The sequence below is a fragment of the Mucilaginibacter sp. NFX135 genome (assembly GCF_048565145.1).
Lineage (GTDB): Bacteria > Bacteroidota > Bacteroidia > Sphingobacteriales > Sphingobacteriaceae > Mucilaginibacter.
Genome location: NZ_CP183412.1, coordinates 1,777,108 through 1,792,253, shown reverse-complemented (window position 1 = coordinate 1,792,253; position 15,146 = coordinate 1,777,108). Strand labels below are relative to the sequence as shown.

General features: G+C 42.2%; 16 protein-coding genes. 9 read left to right on the top strand and 7 right to left on the bottom strand.

What is annotated here, in order from left to right; all coding sequences use genetic code 11:
- Window positions 1–163 precede the first annotated feature (163 nt).
- The 4 genes from ACNURT_RS07810 to ubiE form a co-directional block, all read right to left on the bottom strand.
- The gene (locus tag ACNURT_RS07810; RefSeq protein ID WP_166089923.1) at window positions 164–613 is read right to left on the bottom strand and encodes a GatB/YqeY domain-containing protein; all 450 of its coding nucleotides are present in this window, start codon (window positions 611–613) and stop codon (window positions 164–166) included.
- 138 nt (window positions 614–751) lie between these two features.
- A complete protein-coding gene (locus ACNURT_RS07805) occupies window positions 752–1,510 on the bottom strand; it encodes an SDR family oxidoreductase (RefSeq protein ID WP_419701254.1) in 759 nt (252 codons plus the stop codon).
- A 275-nt stretch (window positions 1,511–1,785) separates the two neighbouring features.
- Window positions 1,786–2,529 carry an outer membrane beta-barrel protein gene (locus ACNURT_RS07800; protein WP_419701253.1) on the bottom strand — a complete coding sequence of 248 codons (744 nt, stop codon included), beginning with the start codon at window positions 2,527–2,529 and terminating at the stop codon, window positions 1,786–1,788.
- Window positions 2,530–2,531: 2 nt separating this feature from the next.
- Window positions 2,532–3,263 (bottom strand): bifunctional demethylmenaquinone methyltransferase/2-methoxy-6-polyprenyl-1,4-benzoquinol methylase UbiE, encoded by a 732-nt coding sequence (ubiE, locus tag ACNURT_RS07795; RefSeq protein ID WP_419701252.1) that lies wholly within the window; start codon window positions 3,261–3,263, stop codon window positions 2,532–2,534.
- A 297-nt stretch (window positions 3,264–3,560) separates the two neighbouring features.
- Between ubiE and ACNURT_RS07790 the strand changes: the two genes are divergently transcribed.
- Together ACNURT_RS07790 and ACNURT_RS07785 are read left to right on the top strand one after the other, a co-directional pair.
- Window positions 3,561–4,931 carry a Gfo/Idh/MocA family protein gene (locus ACNURT_RS07790; protein WP_370997574.1) on the top strand — a complete coding sequence of 457 codons (1,371 nt, stop codon included), beginning with the start codon at window positions 3,561–3,563 and terminating at the stop codon, window positions 4,929–4,931.
- Between the two features lie 83 nt (window positions 4,932–5,014).
- The gene (locus ACNURT_RS07785) at window positions 5,015–5,749 is read left to right on the top strand and encodes a 3-keto-disaccharide hydrolase (protein WP_419701251.1); all 735 of its coding nucleotides are present in this window, start codon (window positions 5,015–5,017) and stop codon (window positions 5,747–5,749) included.
- 123 nt (window positions 5,750–5,872) lie between these two features.
- Here ACNURT_RS07785 and ACNURT_RS07780 read toward each other — a convergent pair whose 3' ends face one another.
- A complete protein-coding gene (locus tag ACNURT_RS07780) occupies window positions 5,873–6,364 on the bottom strand; it encodes a VOC family protein (protein ID WP_419701250.1) in 492 nt (163 codons plus the stop codon).
- A gap of 205 nt (window positions 6,365–6,569) precedes the next feature.
- Here ACNURT_RS07780 and yihA point away from each other — a divergent pair, with 205 nt between their 5' ends.
- From yihA to ACNURT_RS07750, 6 genes are all read left to right on the top strand, one after another.
- Window positions 6,570–7,202 carry a ribosome biogenesis GTP-binding protein YihA/YsxC gene (gene yihA, locus ACNURT_RS07775; RefSeq protein ID WP_419701249.1) on the top strand — a complete coding sequence of 211 codons (633 nt, stop codon included), beginning with the start codon at window positions 6,570–6,572 and terminating at the stop codon, window positions 7,200–7,202.
- Window positions 7,203–7,297: 95 nt separating this feature from the next.
- Complete coding sequence (locus ACNURT_RS07770; protein WP_419701248.1) at window positions 7,298–8,152, top strand: UbiA-like polyprenyltransferase; 855 nt, start codon at window positions 7,298–7,300, stop codon at window positions 8,150–8,152.
- Window positions 8,140–8,745: a Crp/Fnr family transcriptional regulator gene (locus ACNURT_RS07765; RefSeq protein WP_419701247.1), complete on the top strand. Its 606-nt coding sequence runs from the start codon at window positions 8,140–8,142 to the stop codon at window positions 8,743–8,745. Before ACNURT_RS07770 ends, ACNURT_RS07765 begins: the two co-directional genes overlap by 13 nt.
- A 179-nt stretch (window positions 8,746–8,924) precedes the next feature.
- Window positions 8,925–9,857, top strand: a complete 933-nt coding sequence (locus tag ACNURT_RS07760) for an NAD-dependent epimerase/dehydratase family protein (protein ID WP_419701246.1) — start codon at window positions 8,925–8,927, stop codon at window positions 9,855–9,857.
- Window positions 9,858–9,948: 91 nt separating this feature from the next.
- On the top strand, window positions 9,949–10,770 hold the full coding sequence (locus tag ACNURT_RS07755) for a universal stress protein (protein WP_419701245.1): 822 nt from the start codon (window positions 9,949–9,951) through the stop codon (window positions 10,768–10,770).
- Between the two features lie 169 nt (window positions 10,771–10,939).
- Entirely contained in the window at window positions 10,940–12,640 is a 1,701-nt protein-coding gene (locus ACNURT_RS07750; protein ID WP_419701244.1) for a M3 family oligoendopeptidase, read from the top strand.
- A gap of 96 nt (window positions 12,641–12,736) precedes the next feature.
- Here ACNURT_RS07750 and ACNURT_RS07745 read toward each other — a convergent pair whose 3' ends face one another.
- Window positions 12,737–13,261 carry a hypothetical protein gene (locus tag ACNURT_RS07745; RefSeq protein ID WP_419701243.1) on the bottom strand — a complete coding sequence of 175 codons (525 nt, stop codon included), beginning with the start codon at window positions 13,259–13,261 and terminating at the stop codon, window positions 12,737–12,739.
- 487 nt (window positions 13,262–13,748) lie between these two features.
- On the opposite strand from ACNURT_RS07745, the gene ACNURT_RS07740 reads away from it, so the two are divergent.
- Complete coding sequence (locus ACNURT_RS07740; protein ID WP_419701242.1) at window positions 13,749–14,411, top strand: hypothetical protein; 663 nt, start codon at window positions 13,749–13,751, stop codon at window positions 14,409–14,411.
- Window positions 14,412–14,464: 53 nt separating this feature from the next.
- Here ACNURT_RS07740 and ACNURT_RS07735 read toward each other — a convergent pair whose 3' ends face one another.
- A complete protein-coding gene (locus ACNURT_RS07735; RefSeq protein WP_419701241.1) occupies window positions 14,465–15,130 on the bottom strand; it encodes a phosphatase PAP2 family protein in 666 nt (221 codons plus the stop codon).
- Window positions 15,131–15,146 lie beyond the last annotated feature (16 nt).

The following is a 15,146-nucleotide window of genomic DNA, read 5'->3' as shown; positions in this document are numbered from 1 at the left end:
CTATTATTCCGGCATAAAATTAGTTTATTACGGATGAGTTACAACAATTATAGCAATAAATTTCTAAGTCTTGAGTCACAAGTTTTGAGTCTTGAGTTCTGCGTCTGAAGTTCTGAGCTTAAAAGCATGTTAGCGACTTAAAACTCAACACTCAGAACTAAAACTAACCTAACAACTGCCTTACTACTTCTGATATGGTTTTGCCATCGGCTTTACCGGCAAGTTCTTTATTGGCAGCTCCCATTACTTTGCCCATATCGCTGGTTGATGTTGCACCCAACCGGCTGATCAGTTCCTGCAGATAGCCTTCAATTTCAAAACGGGTCATCTGTTGCGGCAAATAAGGTTCAATCACCTTCATTTCTTCCATCTCAATCTCGTAAAGATCTTCGCGGTTTTGAGTTTTGTAGATATCCGCCGATTCTTTACGTTGTTTGATCAGCCTTTGAAGTACTTTGATCTCTGCTTCGGCAGTAAGTTCTTCAGCCGCCCCTTTTTCGGTTTTAGCTAACAGCAAAGCCGATTTTATTGCGCGAAGCCCCCTTAAACGATCGGCCTGTTTGGCCAGCATAGCCAGCTTAATATCCTGGTCTATTTGATTTATTAATGACATTTTATAATTAGTTTATTTTGAGTCCGGAAGTCGGAAAGACCGAATGTCCGGAAGTTTTGTTTCACTTTAAAATTTATTTTGAAGCATCGGGTACATTATTTCTTCCCGACTTTTCGACTTCCGGACTTTCCCTACCTCTTATTTTCTGAATATATTGCCCGCCGTGGCCTGCGCGGTTGGCATAATCACCATATCGTTAATGTTCACATGTGCCGGGCGCGAGGCTACAAACCATATAGTTTCGGCAATATCATCTGCTGCAAGCGGTTGGAAACCTTCGTATACTTTTTTAGCCCTGTCTTTATCTCCTTTGAAACGGACCTCTGAAAACTCGGTTTCCACCGCTCCCGGATGTACCGCTGTAACCTTTATACCATGCGGCAACAGGTCAATACGCATCCCTTTATTTAAAGCATCAACCGCGTGTTTGGTTGCACAATATACATTACCATTGGCATACACTTCTTTACCAGCTATAGAACCCAGGTTAATGATATGGCCATAGCCGTTACCGATCATCCAGTTGGATACTACACGACTTACATAAAGCAAACCTTTCACATTGGTATCAATCATGGTGTCCCAATCATCATAACTACCATTTTGTATAGGATCAAGTCCCTGGCTCAATCCGGCGTTGTTGATCAATACATTCACCTTTTTCCATTCGACAGGTAAGCCTTCCAGGTTTTCCACTACCTGTTCCCGGTTGCGCACATCAAATGACGATACCGCAACCTCCACATTATATTTATCATTTAAATGATGGGCAACCTTTTCCAGGCGGTCAAGCCGGCGACCGGTCAATATCAAATTATAGCCTTCGCGGGCAAATACATGTGCGCAAGCCTCGCCAATACCGGCGGTAGCTCCTGTAATCAAAGCAATTTTAGTCATGGTACGTAAATAACTATTGCGGCGAAATTATGTTTTTTACTTTAAACTATTGTCGGGCAGGGGTAATGATGTTGGGTTGGGAAATCGCTAACTTTCCTTTATGTCATTGCGAGGAGGGACGACGAAGCAATCTCGTAGCTATTCTTCTCGATAAGAATCCGAGGAGATTATTAATGTTGTTAATTGTTTTTTAGGTATTAATGAGCTCCCTACGGTCGGTTGTCCATGCTTCGCTCGCAATGACATGATTTTTATACAAAGCGTGTGTGGGCTAACTATTCAAAAAATAGGCTGAACATAATGGTATGCAGGGATAATTTGCTGATAGGTGCCGAGAATGGCTGATTTTCGGGGAGCAGCACATTACCAAAGGAATTGGATATCTTGATCTCTGGCGAAAGTTTAAAAAACTCAAAATAGATATCGCAGCCTAAACCGGCTTCGTATGAACCATAACCACTCACATTTTTAACCAGCTTATCCATCAGGTCAAAGTTAGCGTCATTCTTTTTTGCTGCGATGGAGTGGGAGTATTTAACCCCTCCCAGCATATAGGCTCTGAAATTACCTAACCTGTCTGATTTTAGCTTAAACGACAAAGGCGCATCAACCGTGGTTGTTTGAACCTTCTTGGTAACATCCGGGTTTTGGGTGGGGTCCTGATAGGTATAAGTCAGATCCCGGTCGGCAAAAACCAGTGATGGTGTAAAACGCACTTCCAGGTGGTCGGTTAAGCTATAACGGGTAACAAAGCCAACCGCAAAACCGGGCGTACTTTTGGAGCTGATACTGTTTAAAGGACTGGTTAAATATTGGCCATTATCAGGGTTGATAAACGGAGTACGCCAGTTTGGTTTTTTAACGATCTTGAAATCGCTGCTTACATAAGTAAAACTAAAACCAAAGCTAAAATCCTGCAGATCGGCACCACCACCCCATGCAGGTACCCTATCTTGCGCAAACAATAAATTGCTGCCAAGCATCAGTATAAATACAATCAGGTACCGTTTTAAACTCATTTTTATTTAATGCCTGTATATATAGAACATATACCAAACAGCAATGGCCGGTGTTTAGTATTTTTAAAACCAACTTTATCCATTAAACCAACAAAACTTTTTCCATCCGGAAAAGCCGCTACCGATTCCGGCAGGTAGGAATAAGCCCTTGCATCCTTACTGAACAGCTTACCAATTCCAGGCGTAATATAGTTGAAATAAAAATTATACAACTGTTTTACCGGGAACACGCGGGGTTTTGAAAATTCCAGCACCACTGCTTTACCTCCGGGTCTTAACACCCTTTGTATATCGGCCAGGCCTTTTTCCAGGTTTTCAAAATTACGCACACCATAAGCTACCGTAACCGCGTCAAATTCATCGGCCTCAAAAGGCAGCTTTTCCGAATCACCCAGTTTTACTTCAAATTTGTCGCCAAGGTTACGTTTCTGTATCTTCTGCTCGGCAATATCCAGCATTCCGCGCGAAATATCAACACCAATTATTTTTTCGGGATTAAGCGCTTTTAAAGCCTCAAAAGCGAAATCACCGGTACCGGTGGCTACATCCAGTATCAGTTTGGGTTTATCCTTTTTTAATTCGTTGATAGCCTTTTTACGCCAGATGATATCGATCCCCAATGACATGAAATGATTAAGGAAATCATAAGTTTTGGATATATTGTTGAACATATCGGCCACCTGTTCTTTTTTGGTGGCCTGCTGATCGTGGTAGGGAGTTATAGTTTTGCTCATTTGTATAATGAGGGCAAAGATAATGATTGTTGTTGGTTCATTGGCTCATTTGTTCATTAGTTCATTAGTGGCTTCCAACGCCTGATAAGACTTTATGCTAAGACCAATTAACCAATTGGCAAATGAACTAATGAACTAATGAACCAATTAAAGTTGTGTAAATGTTAACTCAATTCATTAATTTTAAAAACCAATTATTACCAAAATAAGTGAACAGGTGTATTCTCCTTAAAAGATAACCGGTGTTCATTAGTGCTCTTTAAATTAATTATTGTTATAAAATTCATTTCCTGATCTATGAAAGAAAAACAAGAATCGTCGCGCCGCAGCTTTATTAAAAAGTTAGCCACTACCACAGCTGCCGTTGCCGCGGGTACCAGCGTGTTTGCTGCTGACCATCCGCTAAAACCTTTTTCCATACTAAAAAGGCCATTAGGGCACAGTTTAAACGACCAGATCAACATCGCGTTGATTGGCGCCGGCGGTATGGGTACACAAGATGCTATTGTGGCGCTGCAAATTCCGGGTGTAAAGTTGGTGGCCGTTTGCGACCTGTATGATGGTCGGCTTAAAGATGCCAAAACCCGCTGGGGCGCCGATATTTTCACCACAAAAGTGTATAAAGAGATACTGAACCGCAAGGATATTGACGCGGTAATTATTGGTACGCCCGATCATTGGCACCAGCAAATATCTGTTGATGCCATGCACGCTGGCAAACACGTGTATTGCGAAAAACCTATGGTACATGGCATAAGCGAAGGCCCTGCTGTAATTAAAGCTCAAAAGGAAACCGGTAAAATTTTCCAGGTGGGCAGCCAGGGCGTATCATCATTAGGTAACGAGAAAGCACACGAACTATTAAAAAGCGGGGCCATTGGCGAGCTAAACTACGCCGAAGGTTTCTGGGCCCGCCGTGAGCCGCTGGAAGTTTGGCAATACCCAATACCGGATGATGCCTCTGCACAAACGGTTGATTGGGAAACTTACATCAGCAATACCAAGAAACGCGATTATGATTCCAAGCGCTTTTTCCGCTGGCGCAATTATACCGACTATGGCACAGGTATGGCCGGTGATCTGTTTGTACACCTGTTCTCCAGTCTTCATTTTATAACCGATTCTGTTGGCCCTAATAAGATCTATGCAGCAGGCGGGCTCCGTTTCTGGAACGACGGCCGCGAAGTTCCTGATGTACTGTTAGGTACCTTTGATTATGGTAAATCAGCAGCCCACCCGGCCTTTAATCTATCCTTACGCTGCAACTTTGTGGATGGTACCAGCGGCACCACCTACCTGAAACTGGTAGGCAGCGAAGGTTCCATGGATATTACCTGGGATAAAGTAACCCTAAAAAGGAACAAGACCTTTGGCTCCGATGATCCCTTTTACCTGGATAAGCTTAAAAAAGCAGGCAGCGGTTACGCCGAACGTAAAAAAATGGTACCACCCGAAGAGATAGTTTATGATGCCGAAAAAGGGTACAAGGGTGGCCCGTATGATCATATGAATAATTTTTTCAATGCGATCCGTAATAACGGCAAAGTAACTGAAGATGCCATTTTTGGTTACCGCGCGGCGGCTCCAGCCCTGTTGTGCAACGATAGTTATTACAACAACAGCCCTATGTTCTGGGATCCCGAAAAAATGCAATTGATTAAAAAGTAAGTGAGCGGTTGATTGAGTGAGTAGTTGATTGAGTTTTTTCATCAACCACTCACCCAATCAACCACTCACTCAATCAACTAAACATGAAACAACGACTAAAAAAATTCGGATTGATACTGGCCGCGGCTGGCCTGGTTTGTGTGCAAACTTCGGGTATCCCGGTAAATGGCCCTGCACCCGTAAAAAAGGTTGTACCTAAAGGTGGCTGGGTAAGTTTGTTCGACGGCAAAAGCCTCAAAGGCTGGCATGGCTTTAACAAAAAAGGCCCGGTAAAAAACTGGACAATCGTAGATGGTTCGCTGGTTTGCCTGGGTGCTGCCCAGGGTGATACAGGCGGCGATATTGTTACCGATAAAAGCTACGCTAACTTTGAACTCTCCTGGCAATGGAAAATTGATAAAGGAAGTAACAGCGGTGTATTATACCATGTGGTAGAAGATCCCAAATACCCTGCCACCTACGAAACCGGCCCCGAGTACCAGATCATTGACGATAACGGCTGGCCCGAAAAACTGGAAGACTGGCAAAAAACAGGTTGCGACTACGCCATGCACCTGCCCAACGATAAAAAGAAGATCATGCCGGTTGGGGAATGGAATACCAGCAAAATTGTTTTTAATAAAGGGCATGTAGAACATTGGCTCAACGGGGCTAAAATTTTAGAATTCACCGCCTGGGATGCCGACTGGCAAAAGAAAAAAACCGAAGGCAAATGGAAAGACCATCCCGATTATGGCAATGCTAAAACCGGCCTGATAGCTTTGCAAGACCATGGCCACAAAGCTTATTTTAAGGATATTAAGATAAGGGAACTATAACACGATTAAAGAATTAAGCAGGATTTACACGATCCCAATTATGAAGAGACTGTTCCTATTTGGACCAGTCTCTTTTTTTATATCAATAAATTCTGACACGGCTAAAATCCTGTAAATCTCTAATCATCCTTTAATCGTGTTCAGTAACCCTTCAATATCCAGCCTGCGGGTATACATGCCCAAATTACCGTTCTCGTCCATGGGCCATTGTTCTTTTGGTCTGTCCCAATACAGTTCAACACCATTTTTATCGGGATCATCTAAATAAATAGCTTCTGATACGCCATGGTCTGATGCGCCGGTGATCTGATATTTGGCATCTATCAACCGTTGTAGTGCTATGGCCAGGTCTTTCCGTTCCGGGTACAAAATAGCGGTATGATATAATCCGGGTGCATATTCGGGTGCAGGCGGCGCGCCTTTGCTTTGCCAGGTATTCAGGCCGATATGGTGATGATACCCGCCGGCAGAGATAAAAGCAGCTTGATCGCCATAGACAGCCATTTTTTCAAAACCCAGCAAACCGCAATAAAAATCAAGCGAACGCTGCAGGTCGCTTACCTTTAAATGCACATGGCCTATACGTGTTTGGGCAGGGATTTTATAATCGTTCATTTTTTTGCTATATGTTGTAAAGTTACAATGTTTTAATGTTGGTAATGTTGAATTGATGTAAAAGATGTTTAAACATCTAACTTACCTGTTAAACTTTTGTATTATTGCCAAAGGTTATAAGTACAGCTTCACAGATGTTACAACTTTATAACCTTCCAACATTACAACAACATTTAAACAAAACAAAAAGTCCTACCTTTGCAGCATGATTGTTAAATCGGCCGAATTTATTTGCAGCAATACCCAGATCTCCAAACTACCGCCACCGGTAAAGCCCGAGTATGCTTTTATCGGGCGCTCAAACGTGGGTAAGTCGTCACTGATCAATATGCTTACCGCAAAAAAGGGACTGGCTAAAACATCGCAAACACCCGGTAAAACCCAGCTTATTAACCATTTTTATATCAACGAGAGCTGGTATATCGTGGATCTGCCGGGTTACGGCTATGCAAGGGCTTCCAAAACCAATAAAGCTAACTGGAGCAAGTTTATTCATACCTATTTGGATAAACGCGAAAGCCTGCAATGCGTAATGGTGCTGATCGACAGTCGCCTGGAGCCGCAAAAGATCGACCTGGAATTTTGCAACTGGCTTGGCGAGAAAGGATTATCATTCGTATTGGTATTTACCAAGGCTGATAAACAATCAAGCATCAAAACTGATCAGAACATCGCCAAATTTAAAAAAGCCGTGTTAGCTACTTTTGAAGAAGCGCCACATTATTTTGTAACCTCATCAGAAACCCATTTGGGCCGCGAAGAAATTTTGGCTTTTATAGATACTATTAATAAGGATTTTGTAATACCGCATTACCAACTCCCACAAGATCGAGAGTAAGAAGTGGCTCCCCTCTTGAGAAGGGAGCATTAAGTAAAAACATATTGTAGAACACATTCCTTACCCCTCTCAAGAGGAGGAGCATTAAATAAAGCATGAAAAAGTACTTATCATTAGTAACATTTGCACATACCATTTTTGCTATGCCGTTTGCCTTTATCGGCTTTTTTTTGGCAGTTACAACCACACAACATCAGTTTGATTGGCGTAAACTGGTTTTAATGGTACTCTGTATGATATTTGCCCGTAACTCGGCTATGGCCTTTAACCGCTACCTTGACAGGGATATCGACGCGCAAAACCCACGCACCAAACAGCGCGATATTCCTGCGGGGCGTATCAGTGCTTCCGCGGCCTTAACTTTTACGTTAGTTAACTGCGCCTTATTCATCGCGGCTACCTGGTTCATTAACCCCTTGTGCTTTTATCTATCACCCGTGGCTTTGTTTGTGGTGATGGGTTACAGCGCCACCAAACGTTTTACCGCGCTTTGTCATTTAGTATTGGGTTTAGGTTTATCCCTGGCCCCTATCGGCGCTTACCTGGTAGTGACAGGGGCTTTCGCTTTAACACCTTTATTTTTCTCGCTTTCGGTTTTATGCTGGGTAAGCGGCTTTGATATTATTTATGCCCTGCAGGATGAAGATTTCGACCGTAATCTCAAACTGCATTCCATCCCGGCTTATCTGGGTAAAGTAAACGCATTAAGGTTATCTACCTTTTTACACGTGCTTTCGGCCACTTTTATTATTATGCCGGTATTTTTTACGCATGTAGGTTTTCTGTATTATATAGGTATCGCATTCTTTTGTGCTATGCTTATTTATCAGCACCTGCTGGTAAAGCCAAACGATTTGAGCCGGGTAAATTTTGCATTTATGACCACCAATGGCATTGCCAGCGTGGTATTTGCCGCATTGTTTTTGTTAGACAGGGTATGGATTCATTAACCGCGCTTAACCAATTCAGGGAGCATATCAGTGTGTTCGTTCCTTTAAATGAAACGGAATGGCAAACCTTATTGCCCTACCTGGAGGTAAGCACGCTTAAGAAAAAGAAAAACTTTGCCGAGCCCGGTAAAGTGTGCAACCATATTGGCCTGGTTGTAAAAGGGTCGGTTCGTTTTTTTCATGTTAAAGATGGCGAGGAAATTACCGGCTACTTCAGCTTTGAAAATGAATTCGTCAGTTCCTACAAAAGTTTTTTAACCCGCCAACCCGCCCTCAGCTATATACAAACTTTAGAGGATACACAGATAGTAACCCTGAGCTATAATGCCATACAGCAAATTTATGATCATGAGCAGATCGGGAAGAAAATGGAACGTTTTGGCCGTTTAGTAGCCGAACATTACCTGATCTGTTATGAAGACCGTGTGGCATCCTTCGTTACTCAGACACCCGAAGAACGTTATCATAAACTGCTGGAAACCGGCGGCGAGGTTTTACAACGCATCCCGCAGCATTATATCGCCAACTTTTTAGGTATAACCCCCGTTTCGCTTTCCCGAATCCGCAGAAGGATCATGAAGATAAGCGCTTGATTAAGCTGAAAGCCAAAAGTCTAAAGCCGAAAGCCCCTTTCTAAATCCGAAATCGAAATTCCCAATTCCGAAATCAAAATAACATCCCAATTCCGAATTCCTCTCAAATTCTTATCTTAAGTTAACGTTTTGATTTACAAAGGGCCACTACCTTTGTTATACACAAAACAAGAAAACATATGCACACTATATTAGGAGCCGGCGGCCCGGTAGCCAACGCCCTCACCCAGGAATTAATCAACAACAATGATACTGTACGTTTGGTAAGTCGTAAACCCGTACAAATAGAAGCGCCTAATGTAACCTGGCAAAAAGCCGACCTGTTAAATTACGACGAAATATTACAAGCCTCTTTAGGTTCAACAGTCATCTACCTGTGCGCAGGTTTAGTTTACGACAAAGAGATATGGAGGCAGCAATGGCCTGTAATTATTCAAAATGTGATGAATGTAGCCAAAGCAACAAATGCACGTTTGATATTTTTTGATAATGTTTACAGCTATGGCCTGGTTAATGGCGCCATGACCGAAGACACCCCTTATCACCCCAGCAGTGTTAAAGGTGAAATTCGTGCCGGTGTTGCCAACACCTTAATGGCCGAAGTTAAAGCGGGTAACATCAGGGCCAGTATTGCCCGCGGAGCCGATTTTTATGGCACCAACTCCATGAATGCCTTTTTTGATATGATGGTGTTGGAGCGCTTTTCAAAAAAACTGAGCGCACAATGGATAGGCAAGGCCCAAACCCTGCACAGTTTCACCTATATCCCTGATGCCGGTAAAGCTATGTTCCTGTTGGGTCAACACCCCGAAAGTGATAACCAGATATGGCACATGCCTACCGCACCAGCCATAACCGGGCGGCAATTTATTGAGCTTGCCGCCAGCATTTACAAAGTGAAACCAAAATTCTTCGCGGTTAATAAATTTTTATTGTGGGCATATGGTCTCTTCAACAAAACTGTAAAGGGCACAGTAGAAATGTATTACCAATATGATCACGACTATGTTTTTGATTCAAGCAAGTTTGAAAAAGCTTTTGATTTTAAAACCACCAGTTATGAGGATGGTATAAAGCACATGTCTGAAACGTTGTATAAGGCATCCGCTTAAAGATGTATTACATTCCGCAATATTTACCTTCTGATAACAATTGATGTAATAATTGCAGCTAATTTCAACCTTTATAAATTTCATCCTTATTATGAAAACCATATTAGCTGCAACCAATTATACCGATCTGGCAGAAAACGCTGTTAGCTGGGCCGCTGGCATTGCCCGTTTAAACCATCATAAATTAATTCTGCTGAATGATTTTACGATTTCTGTACACGTGGAGAACGCCCGTCTTTCGGCCACGCACGTGGAAGAAATGATAGAAGCCAATCGGCTGCTCCTCGAGTCAAAAGCATTATTACTGGCCGACGAATACGGCATTGAAACTGTAGCCAGAGCTACGTTCTCTTTTATAAATAATGCCATTAAGGAGGTAGTTGCCGAATATCAGCCGGAGTTTATTGTGATGGGAATGGAAGAAAAGTCACTGGAGCAAGAACTTTTAGGAAACACAACCACTTCCATTATCAAAAAACTGCACGTTCCTGTGTTGGCAGTTCCTGCGAAAGCAAAATTCAGTGTTCCAAAAAAAGTACTTTTTGCTTGCGATGTATTGAATGGCGTTTCTGAAGAAATCCTTGCTCAGATTAAAGAGGTTGCTTTGGTTACGCAGGCAGAAATAGAAGTGCTTTTGATCAATCAAACCGTAGAAGAATTGCAGGCAGCGGGTGCAGATGCAGCCGCATTAAATCGCATTGATGATGGCCTGGAGGGTATTGATTATTATTATAAAAACGTTAAATCCGACTCTATTATTGACGGTATAGCTAACGAGATCAAAAAAATGGGGGCCGATCTTTTAATCATGGTTCCCGAAAAACATGGATTCTGGGGTTCGATGGTACACCGCAGTAAGACAAGGATCATGGCCTCGGGTTTAAATATTCCTTTGTTTTCAATTCCTGTTTAAAATTGGAAAAGTCAGGAAGTCAGGAAAGTCCGAAAGTCCGAAAGATAGGATAGCACAAAACTCTAAGGGTTTCAGTCTTCCGGACTTTCCTGACTTCCCGACTTTTCGGACTTTCGGACTTCCCGACTAATCTGCATATTTGCACATCTATAATTTGCACATCTAAAAAATGATCCACAAAAAAACAAGAACATATATTCCGGCTACACTCGAAATGAAGTGGGAGAATCTGGAACCTATTTATAAAGAACTGCTCGACCGCCCTATCAATTCCGTTCAGGAACTGGAAAAATGGCTGCATGACAAAAGCGAGCTGGAAGCGGCCCTGGAAGAAGATTTTGCCTGGCGCTACATCCGCATGACCTGTGATACTGCCAGCGAAGAACTGTTACAGGCCTTTCAATACTTTGCTACCGAAATTGAACCAAAAGTTGCGCCTTACAGCAACGAGCTCAATAAAAAGCTGGTTGCCAGTGAATATGTTGACAAGCTCGATGGCGAAAAATATTTCATTTTTTTACGTGCCGTGAAAAAAGCCCTGGAGCTATTCAGGGAAGAGAATATCCCGATACAAACCGAAATACAGGTTGAACAGCAAAAATACCAGTCGACCACCGGGGCCATGTCGGTTCATATCGATGATAAAGAATTTACTTTAGAGCAAGCCTCGGTATTTCTGAAAGGAACCGACCGTGTTAAGCGTCATGAGGTTTGGGAAAAGATAACCAAACGCCGCCTGCAGGATAAAGAACAACTAAATGAACTGTTTGATCACCTGCGTAAATTAAGGCATACCGTAGCTACCAATGCAGGCTTTGAAAATTTCAGAGATTATATGTTCCAGGCGCTGGGACGTTTTGATTATACCCCGCAGGACTGTTATGCCTTCCATGCGGCCATTGAAACTGAAATTGTACCTATCCTGCGCGAACAGGCCGCGAAACGTAAAGCCGCCCTTGACCTCCCGGAATTAAAGCCCTGGGATATGGATGTGGATATATCGGGCAAACCTGCTTTAAAGCCTTTTAGTAACGGCAATGAGCTAATCGAAAAATCGATCCAGTGTTTTACCAATATTAATCGCTACCTGGGTGAGCGCCTGGAGATCATGAAGGATAATAACCTGTTTGATGTTGAAAGCCGTAAAGGCAAAGCCCCGGGTGGTTACAATTATCCGCTGGCCGAAACCGGCGCGCCTTTCATTTTCATGAACTCGGCCAATACCTTCCGTGATCTCACTACTATGGTACACGAAGGCGGGCACGCGGTACATACTTTTTTAACTGCCGACCTGGAGCTGAATGATTTTAAACATTGCCCATCAGAAGTGGCCGAATTGGCTTCCATGTCGATGGAGTTGATCTCCATGGATAACTGGAATGTATTTTTTGATAATGAAGAAGATCTGAAACGTGCCAAACGCGACCAGCTTGTTGATGTATTGAAGACATTACCATGGGTAGCTGTGATCGACCAGTTTCAACACTGGATCTACACCAACCCCAATCATACTGATGCGGAGCGCACCGAAGCCTGGATCAAAATATATGAGTCATTTGGCGCCGGCTTTGTAGATTGGAGCGAACATCCTGATGCCGAAGCCAACCTGTGGCAAAAACAGCTGCATATTTTTGAAGTGCCGTTTTACTACATTGAATATGGCATGGCCCAATTAGGCGCTATAGCTGTATGGAAAAACTATAAAGAAAACCCTGAAAAAGGCTTACAACAATATTTGGATGCGCTGAAACTCGGTTATACTAAAACCATTAAAGAGATCTACGAAACCGCGGGGATCAAATTTGATTTCAGCGCGGCTTACGTAAAAGAACTGGCCGAATTTGTAAAAGCCGAAATGGAAAGATTATGATGAATGTGGAAGCTTGATACCCTTCCAAGCGAATGCAAGCAAAAGGCTGTATCTGATTTAGATACAGCCTTTTTACTAACCTGATGGTAAATATTTTTATTTGGAATAACTTAAGCTGAATCTCCCATTCGTTATTAGTTTTTTAGGAAGGTCATCACTTCCGCCCAACGCAATACCTCCCTCTATCCGTCCTTTAAATGTGCCGGTAATTTTACCGGAGCTTATCGAGGTTATAGTAACACTGGGCAGGTTGGCTGCATCATCATCATTGTTCAGAAAACTGTCGGCATCATTTCCTGGAGGTGTGAATAAAATTAAAGGTTTATCCTCGTCCTTCACTGCCGCATCACTATAAGTTTTTCCCACAATTGCGGTACCTGATAAGGTGATAGATAAGTTTGTTCCGTCCTTTGCTGTGCCAGTAATGATAGTGAAGGGGTGACCCTCAACACTGGCGACAGTAGCTGTTGCATTGGTATTAAAAGAGGTTGCCTTTCCGTCAATATCAGCAGTAACGTAATAAGAAACGTTAGTATCCTCTTTTTTGCTCTTTACGCAAGAAGAAAAGGTTAATGTCCCGAAAGCTACGGTTAATACAATAAATAATTTAATAGTTCGCATGCTTGTTGTTGTAGTTGATAAAGTTTATGTTGCTAAAGATATATTATTAATCTCAGGATCAGCGAAGCATTTTAACCTCCACAGTAGATTTAACGATAAAAACAATACTTTGTTAAATACCTAACACATATTTGGATGCCCTGAAATTGGGTTACACCAAAGCCCCTTCCAAACGAATGGGCTTTTTTTATTTACAAACAACCCAAAGTGTATTGTTTTTAATACAAAAAAGTCATTATACTATTTTTCCAGGTGTGGTGAAAGCTGTTTGCACCTATCCAACTCTGTAACAGCGTTATCCACCATCTATTTCCTGATCATACCTGCTTTAAAAGCCGCTATCAACTATCGCTGGCATAACTCTTGCATTAACTATACAGACAAAAAGAATTTATATCTATTTGACAATCAATTAGATAATTGTCATAACAAGTTCATTATTAACTATTATTTTAAACTAACCGCTCCTTTGGAGGTTAAATTAAGTATGAAAAAGATAATTTTAAGTATAACAATCATATGCTTGTTTGCAACACTGGGTTTTAGCCAGGCTTTAAAACCAGTACAGATAGATAGCCTGGTTTCGATATCGTTACCTGCTAATTTTGTAAAAAAAGACACACTGGGCCAGCAGATCTATTCTGCCAATGGGGCTTCGGGTTATATGGTAGTGATCAAGGCTAAAAACCCAGCCAATACCAAACCATTGGATAAAGAACGCGATTTGAATGAGGTACTTAAAAACACCGTGAATGATATCCAGAAACAATCACGTACCGGTCATATCATGAACCTGCGCGATACTACGGTGGGTTCATTAAAAGCTAAAGTGTTTACACTGCGCGTGGACAACAGTAATACTACCGGCGAATCGCCGCAGTTAAGGAACTTTATCCTGATATATACCCGGGATGCCGCTTATACCATTGAGTATCTGATCCCCGAACAACGCCAGGAGATAGCTAAAGCAGAGTTAAAAACATTTACCAGCTCAATAAAAATAGCTCCGGAGCTGCAGCGTCATGATCAATATATATCAAACGCCAAGGGAATATCCTTTGGGGCCAAAGTGGCTATATACGGCGGTATACCTATAGTATTGATCATTGTGTTGATGGTAGTGCGCAGGAACCGAAGAATGATAGCCTAATTTTAAACTATTGAACTAAAGTCAAAAGCCCGGTTTTGAAACCGGGCTTTTTTTTATTTGCGAAGTGTATGTATTAACCCCTTATTCCATTTATCCGTATGGATAAAAGTCTTACTATCCAACCAGCTCAGCCAAATTACGGTTACTATTACACCGATAACTGATCCCATCATCACATCCTCAAAAAAATGCTGGCTCAGGTACATCCTGGAGTAGCCCACCGAAACAGCTACCAAAAAAGCAGGTATCCCCCATAATTTGTTTTTGCACAAATAAGTGATCACTACGGTAGCCGAAAATATGGAAACCGTATGCCCCGAAGGAAAGCTATGTGTGGCCAATATATATATATCCTTTACAAAGTGAATACGACCGAGCTGGCTTTCAAAATATATCCTGGGACGGGGGGCATCGAAAATGTATTTTAAAATTTGGGCAACCAAGCTGGTAACGGCATAGCTTGTAGCCAATAATAGTCCTTTTCGATAACTGAATAAGCCAACAATCAGGGAAAGTATCACCGCCGTGAGCCCTTCGCCAATATCGGTTACATAGGGGGCCAATGTATCTGCCCAGGGCCAGTTTAAACCATTTACGGTAAAATATATGATTTCGCGGCTATAAGTTAATTTGATAATTAAACAGGCGCACAGCAATAACAGGTATGGGATAAAAAACGGCCTTATCCGGTACAAAACATCTTTTATCCCTATCTTCATGGCGCAAAATAAGCAT

Bases quoted from the DNA above. Each gene is read 5' to 3' on its own strand.
- ACNURT_RS07810 (WP_166089923.1), bottom strand. From the start codon at position 613: ATGTCATTAATAAATCAAATAGACCAGGATATTAAGCTGGCTATGCTG.
- ACNURT_RS07805 (WP_419701254.1), bottom strand. From the start codon at position 1,510: ATGACTAAAATTGCTTTGATTACAGGAGCTACCGCCGGTATTGGCGAG.
- ACNURT_RS07800 (WP_419701253.1), bottom strand. From the start codon at position 2,529: ATGAGTTTAAAACGGTACCTGATTGTATTTATACTGATGCTTGGCAGC.
- ubiE (WP_419701252.1), bottom strand. From the start codon at position 3,263: ATGAGCAAAACTATAACTCCCTACCACGATCAGCAGGCCACCAAAAAA.
- ACNURT_RS07790 (WP_370997574.1), top strand. From the start codon at position 3,561: ATGAAAGAAAAACAAGAATCGTCGCGCCGCAGCTTTATTAAAAAGTTA.
- ACNURT_RS07785 (WP_419701251.1), top strand. From the start codon at position 5,015: ATGAAACAACGACTAAAAAAATTCGGATTGATACTGGCCGCGGCTGGC.
- ACNURT_RS07780 (WP_419701250.1), bottom strand. From the start codon at position 6,364: ATGAACGATTATAAAATCCCTGCCCAAACACGTATAGGCCATGTGCAT.
- yihA (WP_419701249.1), top strand. From the start codon at position 6,570: ATGATTGTTAAATCGGCCGAATTTATTTGCAGCAATACCCAGATCTCC.
- ACNURT_RS07770 (WP_419701248.1), top strand. From the start codon at position 7,298: ATGAAAAAGTACTTATCATTAGTAACATTTGCACATACCATTTTTGCT.
- ACNURT_RS07765 (WP_419701247.1), top strand. From the start codon at position 8,140: ATGGATTCATTAACCGCGCTTAACCAATTCAGGGAGCATATCAGTGTG.
- ACNURT_RS07760 (WP_419701246.1), top strand. From the start codon at position 8,925: ATGCACACTATATTAGGAGCCGGCGGCCCGGTAGCCAACGCCCTCACC.
- ACNURT_RS07755 (WP_419701245.1), top strand. From the start codon at position 9,949: ATGAAAACCATATTAGCTGCAACCAATTATACCGATCTGGCAGAAAAC.
- ACNURT_RS07750 (WP_419701244.1), top strand. From the start codon at position 10,940: ATGATCCACAAAAAAACAAGAACATATATTCCGGCTACACTCGAAATG.
- ACNURT_RS07745 (WP_419701243.1), bottom strand. From the start codon at position 13,261: ATGCGAACTATTAAATTATTTATTGTATTAACCGTAGCTTTCGGGACA.
- ACNURT_RS07740 (WP_419701242.1), top strand. From the start codon at position 13,749: ATGAAAAAGATAATTTTAAGTATAACAATCATATGCTTGTTTGCAACA.
- ACNURT_RS07735 (WP_419701241.1), bottom strand. From the start codon at position 15,130: ATGAAGATAGGGATAAAAGATGTTTTGTACCGGATAAGGCCGTTTTTT.